A 19,040-nucleotide genomic window follows, 5' to 3' on the forward strand; every position below is an offset into this window, starting at 1 on the left:
CTCGAGTGCGCTCGAGGTCAAGGCGAGTTCGGCTCGGGCGCCCACGGCCTGTCCGAGGTTCGGCGCCATTCGGTCGGCTCGTCGTCGATGGTGATGACGCCGTCGCGCAGCCAGAAGGTGGCATCCGGGTCCCAGCCGGCGAGCACCGTCGCACCCGAGTTCGCGACCAGCGGGATCGCTACTCCGGGTGTGCTGAGGTAGCCGTGCACGGTCAGGTGCACCGCGTCGAAGTCGGCGGCGACGGCAACCCAGTCCGGGATGAACCAGTCGAGGTGCTCCCCGGTGGTGTAGTACCACTCGGAGCGCCGCGACGCCGGTACCGGAAACGGATACGTGTCGACCGGGTGCGCCCAGTCCGCCGGACCCCCGATCTCGTACACCCGGGGCGTGCTGTGGACGCGAACGGGCCGGATCCGGGCGCGCGCCTGGGCGATCGGGCGCAGCGCCGCCGCGACGTCGGGGTGGGCGAACAGCAGATCCTCCTCGTCCGGCGGCTGCCAGTAGCGCGCGAAGTCCACCGCGAGGCCGAGCGCATCGAGGAGGTCGGCTTCCGGCAGTGCGGCCACTGCCCGGACGTCGACCTTGTCGAGGACGGCCAGCACGGCGTCGTGTGTCCGCGGCCGAAAGTGCAGAGAAACCTGCTCCTCGTCGCTGCACAGGTAGCCGACGTTGGCGGCGAAGAACCTTCCGCGCGGGCAGCCCAGAAGCTGCGGCACCGTGGCGAGACCCCTGTCCATGGGTCGACGGTACTTCCGCGCGCAGCCGAAAGTGTGTCGGCTCTCACAGCCGTCGGGTCGTCGGTCGTCGTTGTGGAGAAACATCGAGGTCAGAGGGCTGGCGGGTTCGGTGGGTGCGGTGTGCGCGGGTGGTCGGACGCTCTCGTGCCAAAGATTCTGGACGGTCGGGAATTGAATCCGATCGAGGCATGTTCCATGAGTCGATAAGACTCAACTTTGGAGGAGGCTGCGAATGCCGGCATTCTTCGGGCCCGAGGGGCCCGGGCGCATCGACATCACCCGGCTCATGAGCAACGAAGCTCAGGTGCTCATGGCGGAGGCCGCGCAGTACGCGGCCGGACGCGGTGATGCGGGCCTCGACGCACTGCATATCCTGCACGTGGCCGCGGTCAAGGACCCGGTGCGCGACATGGTGAAGCGTGTGGGCGGGGACCCGGAGGCGATCTCGAAGGCTGCGGAGGCCCACCTGCCGCGCGGCCGTGAGGCGATCTCGACCCCTCCCGCGGTGACTGCCGCGGGACGTCGGGCACTGCTCGACGCTCACCAGATCGCACGCGCACTCGGCTCGACCTACATCGATCCCGAGCACATCTTCCTGTCGCTGGTCTCCAACGGGGACTCCGCGACCGGACGTGTCCTGGCGTCGGCCGGCGTGACACCCGAGTCGATGCAGTCCGCTGTGAACGCGGGTCCTGCCGAACCCCAGCAGGATTCGGCCACGCCAACCCTGGACAAGTACGGCACCGATCTCACCGAGCGCGCTCGCTCCGGCGGCGTCGACCCGGTGATCGGACGTGCTGACGAGATCGAGCAGACCATCGAGATCCTCGCGCGCCGGACCAAGAACAACCCGGTGCTGGTCGGCGAGGCCGGCGTCGGCAAGACCGCCGTCGTCGAGGGGCTGGCGCAGCGCATCGTGGACGGCGACGTCCCGGAGGTGTTGGCAGACAAGAGGATCGTCCAGCTGGACCTGGCGGGCATGCTCTCCGGTACCCGCTACCGCGGCGACTTCGAGGAGCGGCTGACCAAGGCCGTCGACGAGATCGTCGCGCAGAACGGCCAGGTCATCGTCTTCATCGACGAGATCCACACCATCGTGGGTGCGGGTGCCGGCGGTGAGGGTGCGATGGACGCCGGGAACATCCTCAAGCCCAAGCTGGCCCGGGGTGACCTGCACATCGTCGGCGCCACCACGCTCGACGAGTACCGCAAGCACATCGAGAAGGACTCGGCCCTCGAACGACGCTTCCAGCCGGTGACGGTGAACGAGCCGAGTCCCGAGGACGCCGAGGCGATCCTGACGGGCCTGCGGGAGCGGTACGAGGAGCATCACCGTGTCCGCTACACCGACGAGGCCATCACCGCCGCGGTCGAGTTGTCGTCGCGATACATCGCCGACCGGTTCCTGCCGGACAAGGCGATCGACCTCCTCGACCAGGCGGGCGCGCGAAAGCGCCTGCAGCTCGGCGCATCCAATCCGGATGCGAAGGCGCTGCAGCAGCGGATCGCTCGGCTCGAACAGGACAAGGACAGCGCGGTGCAGGCCGAGCAGTACGAGCGTGCGTCGCAGCTGCGGGACGAGATCGCGGGTGTGGAGAAGCGGCTGGCGGAGGCTCGTGACGGCGAACCCGTCGCGACGGAGATTCCGGCCGTGACGGCCGAGGATATCGCCGAGGTGGTCGCCCGGGCCACCGGTATCCCGGCCAGCCAGATGACGCAGAAGGAGAAGGAGCGTCTGCGCCGGCTGGAGGACGAGCTGCACCAGCGGGTCGTCGGCCAGGAGGACGCGGTCAAGGCCATCGCGCGCGCGGTGCGCCGCAGCCGGACCGGCATGGGCGATCCGCGTCGGCCCGTCGGCAGCTTCCTGTTCCTGGGGCCCACCGGCGTCGGCAAGACCGAGCTCGCGAAGGCGTTGGCGCAGTCGCTGTTCGGTGACGAGAGCAAGATGCTGCGGCTCGACATGAGCGAGTTCGGCGAGCGGCACACCGCGAGCCGACTGGTCGGCGCCCCTCCGGGGTACGTCGGCTACGGCGAGGCCGGTCAGCTCACCGAACAGGTGCGCCGGCACCCGTACTCGGTGATCCTGCTCGACGAGATCGAGAAGGCGCACCCGGACGTGTTCAACGTCCTGCTGCAGGTGCTCGACGACGGCCGGCTGACCGACGGCCAGGGTCGGACGGTGGACTTCAAGAACACCGTCCTGATCATGACCAGCAACCTCGGCTCGGACATCATCTCGAGCAAGGGCGGGGCGCTCGGCTTCACCACCGGTGACGCCGCCGCGGCCGAGAAGCCGTTGCGCGACAGGGTGATGGGGCGCCTTCGGGAGTCCTTCCGGCCGGAGTTCCTCAACCGGATCGACGAGATCGTGATCTTCCGGAAGCTCGAGGCACAGCAGTTGCACCGGATCACCGATCTACTGCTGAGCGAGAGCCGTGATCGGCTGCGGGCCAAGGACATCGACATCGAGTTCACACCCGATGCGGTGGACTGGATTGCCGAGCACGGGCACCAGCCCGAGTTCGGTGCGCGGCCGCTGCGCCGGACCATAGCCCGGGAGGTCGACGATCGCATCGCCGATCTGCTGCTGGACGACGTGCTCGACACGGGTGGACGGATCACCGTGACCGTCGCGGACGACGAGCTGGACCTCGTCGTGAGCTGATCGCGGTAGAAGAAGGGGCGGTACAGGCGAATTCGATTCGCCTGTACCGCCCCTTCGTGTGTCTAACGGACCCGCAGTCCGTCGATGAAGATCGACGTGATCTCGTGTGCGAACTGTGCATTCGACTTCGTCGGGGACTTCCGGAACCACCGGCTGGTGAGCCACACCGCGTCGCGCATCAGCTGGTAGAAGGTCGCGGACTCGACGTCGCTGCGGAGATCGCCCGACGCCTGCGCCTCCTCGATGCACTGCAGCCATAACGTCGCCGCGAAATCGCCCTTGTCGTCGAGGCTGGCCTCGAGCATCTGATCGCGCATGTAGTCCGTCTCGACCTGCCAGATCGCGGTCGCGTGACGGTGGTTCTCGGCGGAGTCGATCGCGACCAGGACGAGGGCCTCGAGCCGCTCGATCGGCGGAAGGCCCTGGCCGATCACCTCGGAGCACTTCTCGTACAGCTCGTCGACGTACACCCGGATGATCTCGGTGACGATCGCGTCCTTGGACGGGAAGTAGTGGTAGAGCGTGCCGGAGTAGACGCCGCACGCGTCGGCGATCTCGCGGACCGTCGTCGCGGAGATGCCCTTCGTTGCGAAGATCTCACCGGAACGTTCGAGTATCTGACGCCGACGTTCCTGCGGATCCATTCGGACTTCCCCCTGTACCTGGGTCGATTCTGTGTCGGTCGAGGCGCCTCATGCTACCTGTGCCCGCACAGCCCGCGCCCGACCCGGCAAGGCAATCCTACATTGATTGAGCGTTTGCTCAATTCGGTGTCTTGGATCACAATGATCGGCGACTTGTGACCGAGTGAGCAGCAGCGGGAGTGATTGATGGGTGTACTCGATGGTGACGTCGCGCTGGTGACGGGCGCCGGACAGGGGATCGGGCGGGGAATCGCGCTCGCCCTCGCGGTCGAGGGCGCGCGCGTCGCGGTCGTCGGCCGGACCCTGTCCAAGGTGGCCGACACCGCCGACGAGATCGTCCGCAGGGGAGGCGACGCGGTCGCCTTCCGGTGCGACGTCACCGACCCCGAACAGATCGACGCCGTGGTCGCCGACGTGGTGGCGCGGTACGGAAGCCTGTCGATTCTGGTGAACAATGCCCAGACGCCGGCGCACGGCACGCTGCTCGAGGTCAGTGAAGACGACTACCACGGCAGCATGAACTCGGGACCGCTGGCAACCCTGCGGATGATGCGGGCGTGCCACCCGCACCTGAAGGGCCGTGGGTCGATCGTCAACCTGGGGTCGGCAGCCGGGCTGAAGTGGGATCCCACCGGGACAGGCGCGTACGCCGCGGCGAAGGAGGCCGTCCGGGTGCTCACCCGGACGGCAGCCTGCGAGTGGGGCGCCGACGGCATCCGCGTCAACGCCATCCTGCCGCTGGCGTCGACGCCCCTGATGGACGAGTGGGCCGATCTCAATCCGGAGGCGTACGGCGAGTACCTCCGGAGCGTGCCGCTGGGGCGTCTGGGCGACGCCGAAACCGATATCGGGCCGGCTGTGGTGTTCCTGTGCAGCGCCTCCGCGCGGTACATCACCGGCCATTCGCTGCCGGTGGACGGAGGACAGGCTTTCCTGAGGTGATGATCGGTCGAATTCTTTACCGCTCAACGGAAATGGACCAGGAAGAGCGCACTGCCTACTCGTACGCTCGCTGAATACAGTTCCAACGGAAAGGTCGCACAATGCAACCGATCGAATGTGGATCGTGCGGTAACCGGGTACTCGTCGAGAAGTTCAGTCCGACTCACACCAGTACCCAGTGGGTCGACGACGCGGAGAGCAACTGCGCCGAGTTCCGCGCACAGGCCGAGAAGGGCGTGCACAGCATGTACGTCCGCACGTGCTACTCGCTGCGTAACACCATCGACGAGGCGGTCGAGAACGGCACCATCGCGGAGTCCTACCGCACCGTGCCGGTCGCGGGATCGACGCAGGAAGTCCGCTCGTACACCTAGTCATCGGAACCAGATTCTCTGTGGTTCCGGGGGTTTTCATGCGGCTTGCACAAGGGCGAGCACGCGAACACATCATTTGAGGAGGCAAGATGACCGAGATCGCCGACGACGTCGAGGTTCGGGAGATCGAGGCGGGCAAGAACCCCGATCGTTTCGCGCGTGGCTGGCACTGCATCGGCCGTGCCAAGGATTTCCGCGACGGGAAGCCGCACCAGGTCAAGATCTTCGGCACCGACCTGGTCGTGTTCGAGGACAGCAAGGGCGAGCTCCAGGTTCTCGACGCGTTCTGCCGTCACATGGGTGGCAACCTCGCGATGGGTGAGATCAAGGGCGACAACATCGCCTGCCCGTTCCACGACTGGCGTTGGAACGGCAAGGGCAAGTGCACGGAGATCCCCTACGCTCGCCGCGTTCCCCCGGTCGCCAAGACCAAGGCGTGGGTCAAGCTCGAGCGCAACGGCCTGTTCTTCGTGTACAACGACCCGCAGGGCAACCCGCCGCCGACCGACGTCACGATCCCGCAGATCGAGGGCTTCGACGAGGGCGGCTGGAGCGACTGGAGCTGGAACACCTACTACGTCGAGGGCTCGCACTGCCGCGAGATCGTCGACAACGTGGTGGACATGGCGCACTTCTTCTACGTGCACTTCCAGATCCCGACCTACTTCAAGAACATCTTCGAGGGTCACGTCGCGACCCAGGTGATGCGCTCGGGTGGTCGTGACGACATCCAGACCGGCGTCCAGCTGGGTATGGCCGAGGCCGAGACGATCTCGGACGCTTCGTACTTCGGTCCGTCCTTCATGCTGGACACCGTCTACACGGTTGCCGGCGACATCAAGGTCGAGACCAAGCTTGCGAACTGCCACTACCCGATCACGAACAACTCGTTCCTGCTGCAGTGGGGCACCGTCGTCAAGCGGACCGAGGGTCTGTCGGACGAGGACGCCAAGGCGATGGCGGAGCAGTTCACCGAGGGCGTCGAGCACCAGTTCAAGCAGGACATCGCGATCTGGAACCACAAGAGCCGGATCGAGAACCCGCTGCTGACCGAGGAAGACGGCCCGGTCTACCAGCTGCGTCGCTGGTACCAGCAGTTCTACGTCGACGTCGAGGACGTCACCGAGGACATGACCAAGCGGTTCGAGTTCGAGGTCGACACCACCCGCGCACAGGAGAACTGGCGTGACGTGGTCGCGGACAACGTCGCGAAGGGCGTCAAGCCCGTCGAGCTGGTCGCGGACGTCTAGGTCTGCCGACTGCAACGCCTGTGCCCCTGCCGAATTGTTCGGTAGGGGCACAGGAGTTTTCAGGTTCGCTGGGGGAGCGGTGAAGATCTACAGCGAGGGTGCGGTTCTCGAAACCCGAGCCGTCTGAGTCGCATCCGTCGCCCGTCTCGCCGCCACCGCCGCAACGAGACGCACCAGGTCGGGTGCTGTCCCGACGTCCAAGCCGGTGAGGGTAGCGACTTTTCGCAGCCTGTAGGCCACCGTGTTCGGGTGTACGTGCAACGCAGCGGCCGCAGCGGAGCGGTCGCAGCCGGTGTCGAGGTAGGACTCCAGCGTTTCGAGCACGACCGGGTTGGACTGCAACGGTGACAGAAGGTCTGCCAGCAGCGGCGTCGCTGCGCTCGGCCGGGTGAGCTGATATTCGAGCGCGACGTCCCGGAGTCGCACGGTGCCGTTGCCGCGCCCGCATCGGCGGGCGACGTCGAGGATCTCTCGAGTCTGCTCGTATGCCTGTGGCACTTCCTGTGGTGCTGCCACCGACACTGCCGTCAGGACCGCGGCACCGATCGTCCGCTCCATGTCCCGCAGGTTCCGACTCAGTTGCGCGTACTGTGCGCTGTCCTGCCAGTCGTCCACCCCAGGGGTGGGCTCGAGAATCGGGATCAGGACACCGCCGCCACTGCTCGTGAGCATGCTCAACGCGTTGTCGCGGCCGACGTTGTCCAACTCGCGCTGTAATCGCCGAACCTTACGACGTTCTGCCACCACCGCGTCGATACCGGCCGACCGCTCGTCCGGATGGGGTTCGACGTGGAGCGACAGCACCCAGTACAAGCGGGGAAGGTCGATACCGAACCGTTCCGCTGGCCCCGTGGTATTCGGGCCGGACGTCAACTCCAGGAACAAGTCTCGTCGCGCTGAGTCCTCCTCGCCGTGAACCGCTGGATCGGAGCCGTATCCTGCCAGCACCGCGGCTGTCGCTGCCAGCAGGTGCCTGTGCAGCAGCGTTCCGGCCCGCGACAGGTCAGTGGTGTCCTCGGGGCCGGCGAGGTCACCGATCACTTTCCACCAGTGATCGACAGCGAGGTGATACGCGTGCAGCACCTCCGCGAGCGGAACCAGTTCCTCTGCCCGCCGCTGCGCCGACGCGCGGATCCGCATCAATCCCTCGTCGTCCGTCGTCTGCAACGACCGCAGGCTCGCGATGAGTACCTCGAAGTTGCACCGGATGATCGCCGTGATGTCGCTGCGTACTGCTTCTTCGGGCAGTGACCGATAGAACGGCACCTGCCTCCATACCAACTCGACCGTCGCCGCCACGATTGTGTGGGTGCGCTGGGCGAGCTGATCGGCTATCGGTCGGCCACCGATGGCGATGGGTTTGTCCACAGGCACAACACTCCTCCGATAGTCGGTTTGCTCAAACAACGACGACCTGTCGCTTTCCGGTGAATATGTAATACGCATCACTCCGAAATCGACAAGTCCGACCACAGTGAGCCTGCCCGCCGACCGAAGGAGGTGTCCGCCGTGCGTTCCTTGATCCAGCTAGAAGCGCTGAGCGCGGACACCGACCTCGTCACCGTCACCATCGGCGCCAACGACATCAATCTGGTCACCACTGCACCCTGCTGCCTCAATCCGCTTCCGGAGCGGTACGGCACCTCGTGTGCAGACGCGTTCACCGCCGGTGGTGTCGACCAGCAGCGCCCGCTCGTCGACCAGGTCGCCCCGCAGTGGGGAACGGCGCTCGACGAGATCCGGGCACACGCGCCGAACGCCGAGATCGTCGTCGTCGGCTACGGCACCTACACGCCCCCGGGTGGATGCCCAGACCGGCAACCGATGTGGCCGCGCGGCGCTGACTACCTGCAGAACGTCATCGATTCCGTCGACGATGCCATGGCGGCCCAGGCACGTTCCCGTGCAATGGCATTCGTCGATATCCGAACGGTGACCTCCGGGCACGACATCTGCGCCGACGTGAGCCGGGCGCACTATGCCGGCGTCGTGCCCGCTGAATCCGCTGTACCACTGCACCCGACCGCACTGGGTATGCAGGCGATCGGCGCCTACGTCGCCGAACAGATCCGCTGATCCGCCCTTTCGGCCTACACGCCACCCTTCCCCTTCGACACTGAGGACTCCCATGTCGCTGCCTCGAACCGTGACGGGCGCCCCTGCCCCGGACACCGGCCGCACCACAATACTCAGCGGGGCGCTGGTCGCCCTGTTCCTCGCCAACCTCCTCAACTTCTTCGACCGGTCGATCCCTTCGGTCGTCGCCGAGCCGATCAAGCACGAATTCGCCCTCAGTGACTTGCAGTTGGGCCTGATCACGTCAGCCTTCACCGTTGTGTACGCGATCGCGGGACTGCCACTCGGGCGCCTTGCCGACCGCGGAAACCGCCCGGGGATCATCGGTGTCGGACTGCTTGTGTGGAGTGGTCTGACCGCAGCCACCGGGGCCGCTGGCAACTACATGCTCTTTGTCCTCGTCCGACTCGGCGTCGGTGTCGGAGAGGCCGCCTTCACCCCAGCCGCGAACTCGATGATCGGCGACCTCTATCAGGCCGATAGGCGTTCTCGTGCCGTCGGTATCTTCATGCTGGGACTCCCGATGGGGCTGATGCTCGCCTACTTCACGGTCGGCAGGATCGCCGAGGCCTTCGACTCGTGGCGGGCACCGTTCTTCGTCGCCGCGGTCCCGGGCGTCATCCTCGCGCTCGTGATGCTTCGGATGCGCGATCCCGAACGCGGTGGTGCTGAGCAGGTCTCGATCACCGAATCAGGCGCGATTCGGCGTCCGATCCGCCTCCTGCTGTCGATCCCGACCCTGCGCTGGCTGATCCTCGCCGGCCTGACCTTCAACTTCGCGGCCTATGCGGTCAACTCCTTCACAGTCCCGCTCCTGATGCGACAGTACGAACTGAAACTGACGTCCGCGGCCGTCGTCACCGGCGTCATCGTCGGGCTCACCGGGTTGTTCGGCCTGCTGCTCGGGGCTCGCTACGCCGACCGGGCCTCGGCCACCTCTCCGCGGTCCCGGCTGATGATCGGCGTCGTCGCCAGCGCCGTCGCGGCGCCGCTCACCGCGTTGGCGCTGATGCAGAACGGCGGCAGCGTATTCCTGTTCGCCCTGCTGTTCTCGCTCGGCTGGCTGCTCGCCTACGGCTTCTACATCAGCGTGTATCCCGCGATTCACGACGTTGTCGTTCCGCAGCTACGTGCCACCGCAACCGCGTTGTTCTTCGCCGCGATGTACCTACTCGGAGGATTTGCCGGACCGGTTGTGGTCGGCGGCATCTCCGACTGGTTCGCCGAACGTGCGGCACACAGCGCCGGCGTGCAGGGCGTCGCGCAGTTCGCAGGCCAGGGTCTCAACTCCGCGCTCTACCTGGTGCCGTTGATGCTCGCACTGACCGCGGGTTTCATCTACCTCGCTACCCGTCGGGTGGATGTGGACTCAATTCGTATGCGGTCCAGTCTCGCCGACTGACCGTGCCGATCAAATTCGAAAGGTAGACCTTCATGCGAGAATCCCTCAAACTGTTTGCGAATGCTGCAGCGACGGTTGCGCTGTGCGCGACACTCGGGCTCACGGGCCCGGCCGGAACGGCTGCCGCCGAGGCGCCCGGCATCCCGAGCGTCGGGCACGACTGGGCGGGTGCAGGGCCGTACACGCCGAACGTCTCGATCGGGCTGGTACATACTCTGTACTACCCGGGTGAGCTCGGCGCACGCGGCGAGAAGCACCCCGTGGTGATTTGGGGGAACGGGACCGGCGTGCTCCCCGGTGCGTACGCCTCGTTGTTGCGCCACTACGCCAGCCACGGATTCATCGTGGTCGCCGCCAATACCCCGGCGAGCAACTTCGCCGTCACCATGCGGTCGGGAATTGACCTCATCGCAGGCAAGGCAGCCAACCCATCGAGTGTCTTCTTCGGCAAGGTCGACCTGGAACACATTGGTGCGGTAGGGCATTCACAGGGCGGTTCGGCGGCGATCAATGCCGCGATCGACGACCGCGTCGACACTGCCGTCGCGATCCAGCCGGGCCCGCTCAACGATGTCGACCTCATCGACGAGCCCGTTCTCTATCTCGCAGGTGAGGCCGACGCAATCGTCTGGCCGGCAGTGGTGCGGGCGATGTACGAGGACGCCGACCACGTGCCCGCCGAGTATCTGGAACTGCGCGACGCTACGCACTTCGGCACATCGATCACCGGCGGCGATATGCGCGGACCGAGCACGGCGTGGCTGCGGTACTGGCTACTCGACGATCCGAACGCCCGCACCGAGTTCTTCGGAGCGAGCTGCGGGTACTGCACTGACACCCAGCAGTTCTCGGACTTCGACCGCAACGATCTGGCCCGGCAGATCCCGGGCTGACGGTCGAGTCCCGCGCTGGAGGCACTGTGTGCGCTGCGCATGGCGGATGTCACCCCGTCGAAGGCATGGCCTTCGGCGGGGTGACATCCGCTTCGATCAGGCAGCCGTGGTCACCGGATGCCGCTCCACAATTGCCGTCGCTGTGCATGCGGATCCGTCTGCACGGCGGAGACGGTATCGAAGCGCATAGTTGCTCGGTCACGAACGGTGTAAGGCGCCCAGCCGGGATCACCGTGTGTCGCGAATGCGATCCACGCGGCGTGCATGGTGTCGGCCAAATCCTGCGGCGGGCGTGCTCCCACCACGTTCTCGAACCCCTCGAGGCCGAGGTTGTCGAAGACGAACGGGATCTCGGCGGTATGGCAAGCGCCCAGTCGGCCATCGAAGGTCGGTGGTTGCCAAGCGAATTCGTAGGCGTAGGTGCGTCCCCGGCCGTTGTCGGCATGTGCCTCTGCCAGCCGGATGGCGGGTATCCGGTAGAACCAGTCGGTGCCGACGGCCGCGAGTAGGTCTCCGGGACCTGCATTCGGATCGGCTTCTCGGTAAACCGGCAGTGCGACATCGGGGTCGAGCCCGTACGCGGCAACCGCGCCATGCGTCAGCTCGGCTGTGACCGCGTCGATCGCGCCGACCGGAACCAGGAAGTAGCGGAACTCCTCGGTGTTGCATCCGATCAGCACGTCGACGTCGCCGCCCGCGCCGTCCGCTATCGCTTCGGGCGGCGTTACCGGGAGCACTTCGCCGTCCACCACGGGCTCGAACGGCATGAGGTTTCGCGTCACCTCACCCCACCGTTGCGGATTCGGGTCGGCTGACACCGCGGCCCGCAACTGTTGCTGGGCGGCCAGCACCCGGTCCGCGGGCACAGCGGCGAGGGCTTCCTGGGTTGGCGAAATCCCCAGCAGGGAAGCCAGTTCTTCCGAGATCCGCTCGGCGGTCTCGGGCCGTATCGTGTGGTGGGCCGCGCCACTCTGCAGGATTGCGCGCTGGAACAAGCCTTCGGCTGGTGGGGAGGCGAGTAGCGCTCCGATGCTCATGGCGCCGGCGGATTCGCCGAATACCGTCACAGCCGTGGGGTCGCCGCCGAACGCTGCGATATTGTCGCGAACCCAGCGCAACGCCGCGATCTGGTCGCGCAGGCCGAGATTCGTGACCTGCCCGCGTAGCTGTCCGAACCCGTCGACGCCGAGCCGGTAGTTGATGGTCACCAGCACGACACCGTCGCGGGCGAATGCGGTGCCGTCGTAGGCGGTGGTCGAACCGGAGCCGTTGGTGAACGCACCACCGTGGATCCATACCATCACCGGCGCCGTGCCGTTCGGATCCGGTGTCCACACATTGAGGTTCAGGTAGTCCTCGCCCGGGATGAACACTTCGGAAATCAGCGCATCATAGGGAGGTGCATAGGGGGAGGCCGGTGCGGTGGGTCCGTACTCGCTCGCGTCTCGCGCTCCGTCCCACCTGGGACATAGCTGGGGTGGAGCGAACCGGCGTGCACCGACCGGTGCAGCTGCGTAGGGAATTCCCTTGAAGGAGACCACACCCGTGGTCGGATCCGTCCGGCCGCGTACCGCTCCGTCGGTGGTGGTGACGACAGCACTCTGCGCGGCGCGTGTCATCGCACTGCTCCTTCGTCCGCTCCGGCGATGCGCAGGGCGTAACGCACATAATTGTCGGCCACCTCGTCCGGGGTGAACGGCTCGTCCGGCCCGAACCACTGAGCTACCTGCATGGCCATCCCGCCGATGGCTATCGCACCCAGTTGGAGGTTCTCGATTCGGAAGACGCCTTCGGCGACGCCGATTTCGAGCGCATCGACCAGCAGTCGGCTGCACGATGACCGCAATTCCAAAGCGGGCGCGGCCACTTCCTCCGGTAGCGCGTGTAGCTCTGAGTTCGTCACCACGGCCAGCAGGGGGAAATCGGTGTGCAGCAGCACATGCGCGCGTACCAGCGCCGACAGCTGGGCCACCGCTGTGGGCTCGGCGGCAGCGAGTGCGTTCGTCAGCCGTGCGTGCAGCTCGCGGTGCCCGATCAGCACCAACTCCGCCAGGATCTGTTCCTTGGATCGGTAGTGCGCGTACAGGCTCGCCGAGGTGATCCCGACCTGGTTGGCGATCTTGCGGATGGATACCGCGCTGTATCCGGATTCGGCGAAGAGTGCCAGCGCGGCTCGAAGTATCGTCCCCCGCGTTCCGGCAGACGCGACGCCCTCGGGTAGTTCCACGGGCACTGATGCCACCCGCCGCGGTTTCCACACTGACATATCCACCTCGGACTCCTTCGTTCTGCTCCGACCGGTTGCCTACCGATCGATCGGTTGACATCGTACGCGAGATGGATCGATAGTTAGGCGATTCTCAGCGACAACCGATCGATCGGCAGGGAGATTAAGTGACGAATCTGGCAACCACGCTGACGGACTCGGCCCGACGGCATCCAGACCGGATCGCGGTGATCTGCGGCGAGCAGCAACTCACCTACGCCGAATTGGAGACAGCCAGCGCCGCACTGGCGCTCGAACTGCGCGAGCGCGGGGTTCGGTCGGGCGAGCGCGTCGCGATGATGGTGCCGAATGTTCCGATGTTCGCGATCGCCTATTACGCGATCCTGCGATCCGGCGCGATCGTGGTACCGATGAATCCGCTGCTCAAACCCCGCGAAGTCGCCCACCAACTCGCCGACAGCACCGCAGCGCTGTTGCTCGCCTGGCACGACGCCGCCGAATCGATCCCCGGTGCGGCACTCGCTGACGTCGAATGCCTGACGGTGCATCCGGATTCATTCGTGAACCGGTCGCCGGTGCAGGAGCATCAGTGCGCCGTTGCGCTCCGAGATCCGTCGGACACCGCGGTCATCCTCTACACCTCGGGCACCACCGGCAAGCCGAAAGGCGCTGAGCTCTCCCATTGCAACCTCATGCGCAATCAAGAGGTCACGAGTACCAGCCTGCTGCAGCTGACCGAGGACGATGTCGTGTTCGGAGGCTTGCCGTTGTTCCACGCGTTCGGGCAGACCGTAACCCTGACCTCGGCCATCGCTCACGGCGCATGCCTCACTCTTCTGCCCCGTTTCGACGCCACCGATGCACTGCAGGTCCTGACCCGGGACCGCGTCACCGTCTTCGCCGCCGTGCCGACCATGTACGCCGCGCTGCTCGCGCATCCCGATCGTGGCGACTACGACCTGAGCGCGCTACGGGTCTGCGTGTCCGGCGGCGCGGCGCTGCCGGTGGAGACACTGCACGCCTTCGAGGAGCAGTTCGACACGGTGATCCTCGAAGGCTGGGGGCTGTCGGAGACCTCGCCGGTGGCGTGCTTCAGCCATCCGGATGCGCTGCGCAAAGCAGGCAGTATCGGTACGCCGATCGCCGGCATCAGCATGTGTGTGCTCGGCGACGACGGGCGTGAACTGGGCGTTGGGGAGGTCGGAGAAATCGCGGTGCACGGCCACAACGTGATGAAGGGCTACTGGCGTCAGCCCGCCGCCACCGCAGCAGTGCTCTCGGACGGCTGGTTCCGGACAGGCGACCTCGGCCGGGTCGACTCCGACGGCTATTACTGGATCATGGACCGGAAGAAGGACCTGATCATCCGCGGCGGATTCAACATCTATCCACGCGAAATCGAAGAAGTCCTCTACGAACACCCCGACGTCGAAATGGCTGCCGTCATGGGCATTCCCGCACACGCCCTGGGCGAAGAGGTCGGTGCTGCCGTCGTACTTCGGCCCGGCTCGCGAACTACGCCCGAGGAACTGCGGACCTTCGTCCGCGAGCGCGTCGCCCCCTACAAGTATCCGCGCCACATCTGGCTGGTCGATGAACTGTCCAAGGGCGCCACCGGGAAGATTCTCAAACGCGCGATCGTCATTCCCGACAGCGTCGTCGCTGCTGTCTCGGCGTGAAATCACCCTCGCCGGCGGGCGAATGACAACTGAGGGTGGTCGGTCAGGCGGGGATGGGTCGCAGCGTGCGGCTGCTGGTCATGTGCCGCCATGTCGCGAGCGCGGCCATCCGCACCGGTGCGACGAGTGCCGAGCTGTTCATGCCCTTGGTCGGTCCGCACACCGAGATCGCACCGACCGCGTTCTTACCGTCTCCGATAGCTGCTGCGACACAGGAGACTCCGATGGTCGTCTCGTCGCGATCGTGCGCGATGCTCTGCTCCCGGATGCGGGCGAGTTCGATCCGCAGGCGCGCCGGATCGCTGATCGAGTTCTGTGTGGGCCCCGAAATCGACTCGGGAAGAATGGTTTCGGCATCCACGCGCGAGTTCGCGAGCAGTGCCTTGCCGATCGCGGTGCGGTACGCGGGCTGGCGTCCGCCGACGCGGGAGGGGACCGAGAGCGTGAATCGCCCGCCGATCTTCTCGAGGTAGAGCGCGTCGGATCCGTCGAGTACCGCGAGGTGGACGACGAGGCCGGTGGCGTTGTGCAGTTCGTGCAGCACGGGCAGTGCTGCCTGGTGTACGCGGTCGTGGTGCTGTGCCAGCGAGCCGAGTTCGAGCATCTTCATGCCGAGTTCGTATGCATGCCCGTGGCGACGGATCCACCCGATCCGAACGAGCTGGAGGAGCATGCGATGTGTCGAGGACCTGGGGAACCCGGTGCGACGCGACAGCTCCGAGAGCGTCAGTCGTTCCGCTTCCCTGAACGCGTCCAGTAGGAACGCGACGCGGTCGATGACTGCGATCGGGGAGCTTGCATCTGCCGTCGTCATGACCCTTCGAACCTCCATTGATGCGTCGTTCCGATCTGATTGAGCAAGCGTTCAATCAAGTGGTGAGACTGTATCAGCGTGCGCCGCGTCGCTCCAGCGCCGGCGAGAACTCGTTTCGGAGGGGGTGACGGCTGGGCCGGACGGTCGCGGGCCCTCGGGGTGTCGGCCGGGTTCGGGATCGGTGCGGTGAACGTTTCCCGGGCGAGTCTGCGCGGATCCGCGACTAGCGAACCGAGTCCGTGTGGTGCGCGTTACCTGGCGTCAGTCGTGGATTCGTGCAAGCGGATTCGGCCCAGCGGAACACGCCTGCAGGATTCCCGAAAAACACTTGCGGGCACGAAGTTTCCGGTCGGGTGGCGGCGCGCGGCATCGATCGGCGCCCGGCGAGGTGGGGGTGCGTCTTTCGATTCGGAACACTTTTCCGCTCACCGGGAAACGATGGAGGTGAGTCGCGTCTCACCTCCTAACGTGCTTGCGGTCACTGTTGGGCACACGACTGGAATGTAGGTAGGAAATGTCAGTCACCGTCTCAAAGGGCGACGAAGCCCCCGTGCGGGGTGCCGGTGATCCCGGCGGCTCGACCGGGTACTGGATCCGCGTTCTGCTGATCCTCGTCCTGCTTACCGAGCAGGCGGCACTGGCCTTCGCCCTCTTCACCCCCGCACTGCCGAAGATTGCCGTGAAGTACTCGACGACGCAGGTCGTCTGGGTCATGACTGCACTCGTTCTCGCCGCCGCTATCGCGTCCCCGATCCTGGGCAAGCTGGCCGACGTCTACGGCAAGAAGCGCATTCTCGTGGTGACCGCGGCGATCGCGAGCCTCGGTGCGCTCATCTCGGCCATCGCGCCGACCTTCCCGATCCTGCTGGTCGGCCGCTTCCTGTCCGGTGTCGGCTTCGCCTTCACCGCGCTCGGCTACTCGCTGATCCGTGACATCTTCCCGGCCCGCCTGCAGGCGATGTCCATCAGCATCGCGAACACCGGCGTCGGTGTCGTCACCGTCGTCGCCCCGCTGATCTCGGGCTTCATGCTCGATCGCACCGACGTGTCCTCGGTCTTCTGGTTCTCCTTCGCTCTGTGCGCCGTCGGCGGCCTCCTGACTCTGTTCTTCGTCCCGGAAACTCCGCTGCGCGCAAAGGTTTCGGTCGACTGGCTCGGCGCGTTCCTGCTGACGGTCGCCCTGTTCACCGTCATGCTGGCGCTGTCGCTGGGTGCCGGCTGGGGCTGGCTGAGCGGCAAGACGCTCGGCACGCTTGCCGTCACCGTCATCTTCGCGGTCGCATGGGTGGTCTGGGAGCGTCGCTGCCCCGAGCCGCTCATCAGCATCGATGTTCTGGCCAGCCGCAAGGTCGGCATCACGCTGCTCGCGGGTGGTATCGCCTACGGCGCAACGACGCTCACAGCGACGCTGATCCCGATGCTGCTGCAGACGCCCAAGGAGGCGGCGGACTACGGATTCGGTCTGTCGGTCACCGACATGGCGCTGTGGATGCTGCCCGGTGGCATCCTGATCGTCCTCGGCGGCGTGTTCGTCGGCGCCACCTCGAAGCGAATCGGCTTCCGTCAGCACCTCATCGGCGGATCGGTTTTCATCGCCCTGGGCGCGGCCCTGCTCGCCACCACCCCGGACCAGGCCTGGCAGGTCGTGTTCGGCTACGGCCTGATCGGCTTCGGCTCGATGATCTACGCCGCCATCCCGAATCTGGTGATGATGGCCCTGCCGGCCGACCAGCGCGCGATCGGTGCCAACTTCACCGGACTGTCCCAGTCGATGTTCGGCGGAATGCTGTCGTCGGTGGGCTTCGCCCTGCTGGCCCAGCATGTGATCACCGTCGGTCCCGCCGGCCCGGTGTACAGCTCGGACGGCTTCTTCGTCGGCTTCATCGTCGCCGCCGGCGCGGCCCTGCTCGGTGCAATTCTGGCCTTCGGCATCACCGTCGGACGGCGCGGCCAGGACCTGTAGTCCCACACGCTTGGACGGCTCGGGGCCTGGACCGCAACTGCGGTCCAGGCCCCGAGCCGATTCTCGTGCTGCGACGGTCAGACCACCACCGAGCGCTGTGGCACGCCGGTGTATTCGCTGAGCGGTCGGATCAGGGCGTTGGACTCGCCCTGCTCGATGATGTGCGCGGTCCATCCGGTGATGCGGCTCATCACGAAGACGGGGGTGAAGACCTCGATGTCGAAGCCCATCAGGTAGTAGGCGGGCCCGGTGGGGAAGTCGAGATTGGGCTCGAGTCCGGTGGCCTCGTTCATGGTGCGCTCGAGGATCTCGTACATCTGGACCCACTTCTCGCCATCGGTCTTCGTGGCGACATCGAAGAATGCCTGACGCATCGTCGGGACGCGCGAGTCGCCGTTCTTGTAGACGCGGTGCCCGAAGCCCATGACCTTTTCCTTGCGGGCCAGCTTGTCCCTCATCCAGGCCTCGGCGCGCTCGGGCTCACCGATCTCGATCATGTCGTGCATGACCGCCTCGTTGGCACCGCCGTGCAGCGGGCCCTTGAGGGTGCCGATCGCGGCGGTGACGGCGCTGTAGATGTCCGACAGAGTCGAGGTGACCACGCGGGCGGCGAAGGTCGACGCGTTGAAGCTGTGCTCCGCGTACAGGATCAGCGAGACCTCGAACGCCTTCACGATCTCCGGCTCCGGGATCTCACCGAAGCACATGCCCAGGAAGTTCTCGGCGAACCCGAGGTGGCTGTGCGGGGCGATCGGATCCAGGCCGTGCCGGCGACGGTGATCGGCCGCGACGATCGTCGGCAGCACCGCCATCATGCGAAGCGCCTTCTCGCGGTTGGCCTTCGGCGAGTTGTCCCACTCCTGCGGGTCTTCCGCGCCGAGGAAGCTGATCGCCGTGCGGACCACATCCATCGGATGGCAGTTGTCCGGCATCTTCGCCACGAGCGAGAGCAGCGACCGGTCGGCGCGGCGGGCCGCCCGCTCACGCTGGCAGAACAGCTCGAGCTGGGCGTCCGAGGGCAGTTCGCCTTTCCACAGGAGGTACGCGACCTGCTCGAAGCTGCAGTTCGCGGCGAGATCCTGGACCGCGTAACCGCGGTAGGTCAGCGAGTTGGTCTCGGGTACGACCTTGGAGATCGCGGTGGTGTCGACGACGACGCCGGCCAGGCCTTTGCGGATCGTCGGGACTGCATTCGTCATTGGTTCCCTCCGAGCGTGAAGTTGAAGACTCCGGAATCGAACTCGTTGTAGCGCTCGTACTCGAGCAGTTCGTACAGCCGGGAGCGGGTCTGCATCTGCTGCCGTACCCGCCGGCGTCGTGACCACCCCCACTTCAGGCGCTGACCGGTTGAATCTCTGATTCGATATCTGTCAA

Annotated in this window: 16 protein-coding genes and 1 pseudogene; 9 read left to right on the forward strand and 8 right to left on the reverse strand. The window is 66.0% G+C overall.

Going from position 1 to position 19,040, the window contains the following annotated elements:
* Positions 1–17: 17 nt before the first annotated feature.
* Positions 18–737, reverse strand: a complete 720-nt coding sequence (locus tag DEU38_RS10680) for a hypothetical protein (protein ID WP_114720868.1) — start codon at positions 735–737, stop codon at positions 18–20.
* Between the two features lie 232 nt (positions 738–969).
* Here DEU38_RS10680 and DEU38_RS10685 point away from each other — a divergent pair, with 232 nt between their 5' ends.
* Positions 970–3,402, forward strand: coding sequence for an ATP-dependent Clp protease ATP-binding subunit (locus DEU38_RS10685; RefSeq protein WP_114720870.1), 2,433 nt, complete (start codon positions 970–972; stop codon positions 3,400–3,402).
* 62 nt (positions 3,403–3,464) lie between these two features.
* Here the strand turns inward: DEU38_RS10685 and DEU38_RS10690 are convergent, their stop codons facing one another.
* Positions 3,465–4,046 (reverse strand): TetR/AcrR family transcriptional regulator, encoded by a 582-nt coding sequence (locus DEU38_RS10690; RefSeq protein ID WP_114720873.1) that lies wholly within the window; start codon positions 4,044–4,046, stop codon positions 3,465–3,467.
* Positions 4,047–4,232: 186 nt separating this feature from the next.
* Between DEU38_RS10690 and DEU38_RS10695 the strand changes: the two genes are divergently transcribed.
* The 3 genes from DEU38_RS10695 to DEU38_RS10705 all read left to right on the forward strand — a co-directional run bounded on the left by DEU38_RS10695 (position 4,233) and on the right by DEU38_RS10705 (position 6,612).
* Entirely contained in the window at positions 4,233–4,988 is a 756-nt protein-coding gene (locus DEU38_RS10695) for an SDR family NAD(P)-dependent oxidoreductase (protein ID WP_114720876.1), read from the forward strand.
* A gap of 101 nt (positions 4,989–5,089) precedes the next feature.
* Positions 5,090–5,362: a hypothetical protein gene (locus tag DEU38_RS10700; RefSeq protein WP_114720878.1), complete on the forward strand. Its 273-nt coding sequence runs from the start codon at positions 5,090–5,092 to the stop codon at positions 5,360–5,362.
* Positions 5,363–5,451: 89 nt separating this feature from the next.
* Positions 5,452–6,612: a Rieske 2Fe-2S domain-containing protein gene (locus DEU38_RS10705; RefSeq protein WP_114720881.1), complete on the forward strand. Its 1,161-nt coding sequence runs from the start codon at positions 5,452–5,454 to the stop codon at positions 6,610–6,612.
* 87 nt (positions 6,613–6,699) lie between these two features.
* Here DEU38_RS10705 and DEU38_RS10710 read toward each other — a convergent pair whose 3' ends face one another.
* Positions 6,700–7,980: a CdaR family transcriptional regulator gene (locus tag DEU38_RS10710; RefSeq protein WP_258557782.1), complete on the reverse strand. Its 1,281-nt coding sequence runs from the start codon at positions 7,978–7,980 to the stop codon at positions 6,700–6,702.
* 141 nt (positions 7,981–8,121) lie between these two features.
* Between DEU38_RS10710 and DEU38_RS10715 the strand changes: the two genes are divergently transcribed.
* From DEU38_RS10715 to DEU38_RS10725, 3 genes are read left to right on the forward strand one after another with little or no spacing between them, the layout of a single operon-like run.
* Positions 8,122–8,688 carry a GDSL-type esterase/lipase family protein gene (locus tag DEU38_RS10715; RefSeq protein WP_258557783.1) on the forward strand — a complete coding sequence of 189 codons (567 nt, stop codon included), beginning with the start codon at positions 8,122–8,124 and terminating at the stop codon, positions 8,686–8,688.
* A gap of 52 nt (positions 8,689–8,740) precedes the next feature.
* Positions 8,741–10,090: an MFS transporter gene (locus DEU38_RS10720; RefSeq protein WP_114720883.1), complete on the forward strand. Its 1,350-nt coding sequence runs from the start codon at positions 8,741–8,743 to the stop codon at positions 10,088–10,090.
* 32 nt (positions 10,091–10,122) lie between these two features.
* Complete coding sequence (locus DEU38_RS10725) at positions 10,123–10,983, forward strand: chlorophyllase/cutinase-like alpha/beta fold protein (protein WP_114720885.1); 861 nt, start codon at positions 10,123–10,125, stop codon at positions 10,981–10,983.
* A gap of 110 nt (positions 10,984–11,093) precedes the next feature.
* Here the strand turns inward: DEU38_RS10725 and DEU38_RS10730 are convergent, their stop codons facing one another.
* Positions 11,094–12,602, reverse strand: a complete 1,509-nt coding sequence (locus DEU38_RS10730) for a carboxylesterase/lipase family protein (protein ID WP_114720888.1) — start codon at positions 12,600–12,602, stop codon at positions 11,094–11,096.
* Positions 12,599–13,249 carry a TetR/AcrR family transcriptional regulator gene (locus tag DEU38_RS10735; protein WP_114720891.1) on the reverse strand — a complete coding sequence of 217 codons (651 nt, stop codon included), beginning with the start codon at positions 13,247–13,249 and terminating at the stop codon, positions 12,599–12,601. Before DEU38_RS10735 ends, DEU38_RS10730 begins: the two co-directional genes overlap by 4 nt.
* 128 nt (positions 13,250–13,377) lie before the next feature.
* Here DEU38_RS10735 and DEU38_RS10740 point away from each other — a divergent pair, with 128 nt between their 5' ends.
* On the forward strand, positions 13,378–14,889 hold the full coding sequence (locus tag DEU38_RS10740; protein WP_114720894.1) for a long-chain fatty acid--CoA ligase: 1,512 nt from the start codon (positions 13,378–13,380) through the stop codon (positions 14,887–14,889).
* Between the two features lie 43 nt (positions 14,890–14,932).
* Here the strand turns inward: DEU38_RS10740 and DEU38_RS10745 are convergent, their stop codons facing one another.
* Complete coding sequence (locus DEU38_RS10745) at positions 14,933–15,703, reverse strand: IclR family transcriptional regulator (protein ID WP_114720897.1); 771 nt, start codon at positions 15,701–15,703, stop codon at positions 14,933–14,935.
* A 514-nt stretch (positions 15,704–16,217) separates the two neighbouring features.
* Here DEU38_RS10745 and DEU38_RS10750 point away from each other — a divergent pair.
* Complete coding sequence (locus DEU38_RS10750; RefSeq protein ID WP_114720900.1) at positions 16,218–17,666, forward strand: MFS transporter; 1,449 nt, start codon at positions 16,218–16,220, stop codon at positions 17,664–17,666.
* Positions 17,667–17,743: 77 nt separating this feature from the next.
* Here the strand turns inward: DEU38_RS10750 and DEU38_RS10755 are convergent, their stop codons facing one another.
* A complete protein-coding gene (locus DEU38_RS10755; RefSeq protein ID WP_114720903.1) occupies positions 17,744–18,865 on the reverse strand; it encodes a bifunctional 2-methylcitrate synthase/citrate synthase in 1,122 nt (373 codons plus the stop codon).
* Positions 18,862–18,963 (reverse strand): annotated as a pseudogene (locus DEU38_RS10760) (methylisocitrate lyase); the annotation flags it as partial. The gene DEU38_RS10755 and the pseudogene DEU38_RS10760, both read right to left, overlap by 4 nt.
* Positions 18,964–19,040 lie beyond the last annotated feature (77 nt).

Origin of the sequence: Rhodococcus sp. AG1013 (assembly GCF_003350365.1) — a bacterium.
Lineage (GTDB): Bacteria > Actinomycetota > Actinomycetes > Mycobacteriales > Mycobacteriaceae > Prescottella.

What these genes read in the sequence shown, in the direction of transcription:
- DEU38_RS10680 (WP_114720868.1), bottom strand. Translation starts at nt 737, where the DNA reads ATGGACAGGGGTCTCGCCACGGTGCCGCAGCTTCTGGGCTGCCCGCGC.
- DEU38_RS10685 (WP_114720870.1), top strand. Translation starts at nt 970, where the DNA reads ATGCCGGCATTCTTCGGGCCCGAGGGGCCCGGGCGCATCGACATCACC.
- DEU38_RS10690 (WP_114720873.1), bottom strand. Translation starts at nt 4,046, where the DNA reads ATGGATCCGCAGGAACGTCGGCGTCAGATACTCGAACGTTCCGGTGAG.
- DEU38_RS10695 (WP_114720876.1), top strand. Translation starts at nt 4,233, where the DNA reads ATGGGTGTACTCGATGGTGACGTCGCGCTGGTGACGGGCGCCGGACAG.
- DEU38_RS10700 (WP_114720878.1), top strand. Translation starts at nt 5,090, where the DNA reads ATGCAACCGATCGAATGTGGATCGTGCGGTAACCGGGTACTCGTCGAG.
- DEU38_RS10705 (WP_114720881.1), top strand. Translation starts at nt 5,452, where the DNA reads ATGACCGAGATCGCCGACGACGTCGAGGTTCGGGAGATCGAGGCGGGC.
- DEU38_RS10720 (WP_114720883.1), top strand. Translation starts at nt 8,741, where the DNA reads ATGTCGCTGCCTCGAACCGTGACGGGCGCCCCTGCCCCGGACACCGGC.
- DEU38_RS10725 (WP_114720885.1), top strand. Translation starts at nt 10,123, where the DNA reads ATGCGAGAATCCCTCAAACTGTTTGCGAATGCTGCAGCGACGGTTGCG.
- DEU38_RS10730 (WP_114720888.1), bottom strand. Translation starts at nt 12,602, where the DNA reads ATGACACGCGCCGCGCAGAGTGCTGTCGTCACCACCACCGACGGAGCG.
- DEU38_RS10735 (WP_114720891.1), bottom strand. Translation starts at nt 13,249, where the DNA reads ATGTCAGTGTGGAAACCGCGGCGGGTGGCATCAGTGCCCGTGGAACTA.
- DEU38_RS10745 (WP_114720897.1), bottom strand. Translation starts at nt 15,703, where the DNA reads ATGACGACGGCAGATGCAAGCTCCCCGATCGCAGTCATCGACCGCGTC.
- DEU38_RS10750 (WP_114720900.1), top strand. Translation starts at nt 16,218, where the DNA reads ATGTCAGTCACCGTCTCAAAGGGCGACGAAGCCCCCGTGCGGGGTGCC.
- DEU38_RS10755 (WP_114720903.1), bottom strand. Translation starts at nt 18,865, where the DNA reads ATGACGAATGCAGTCCCGACGATCCGCAAAGGCCTGGCCGGCGTCGTC.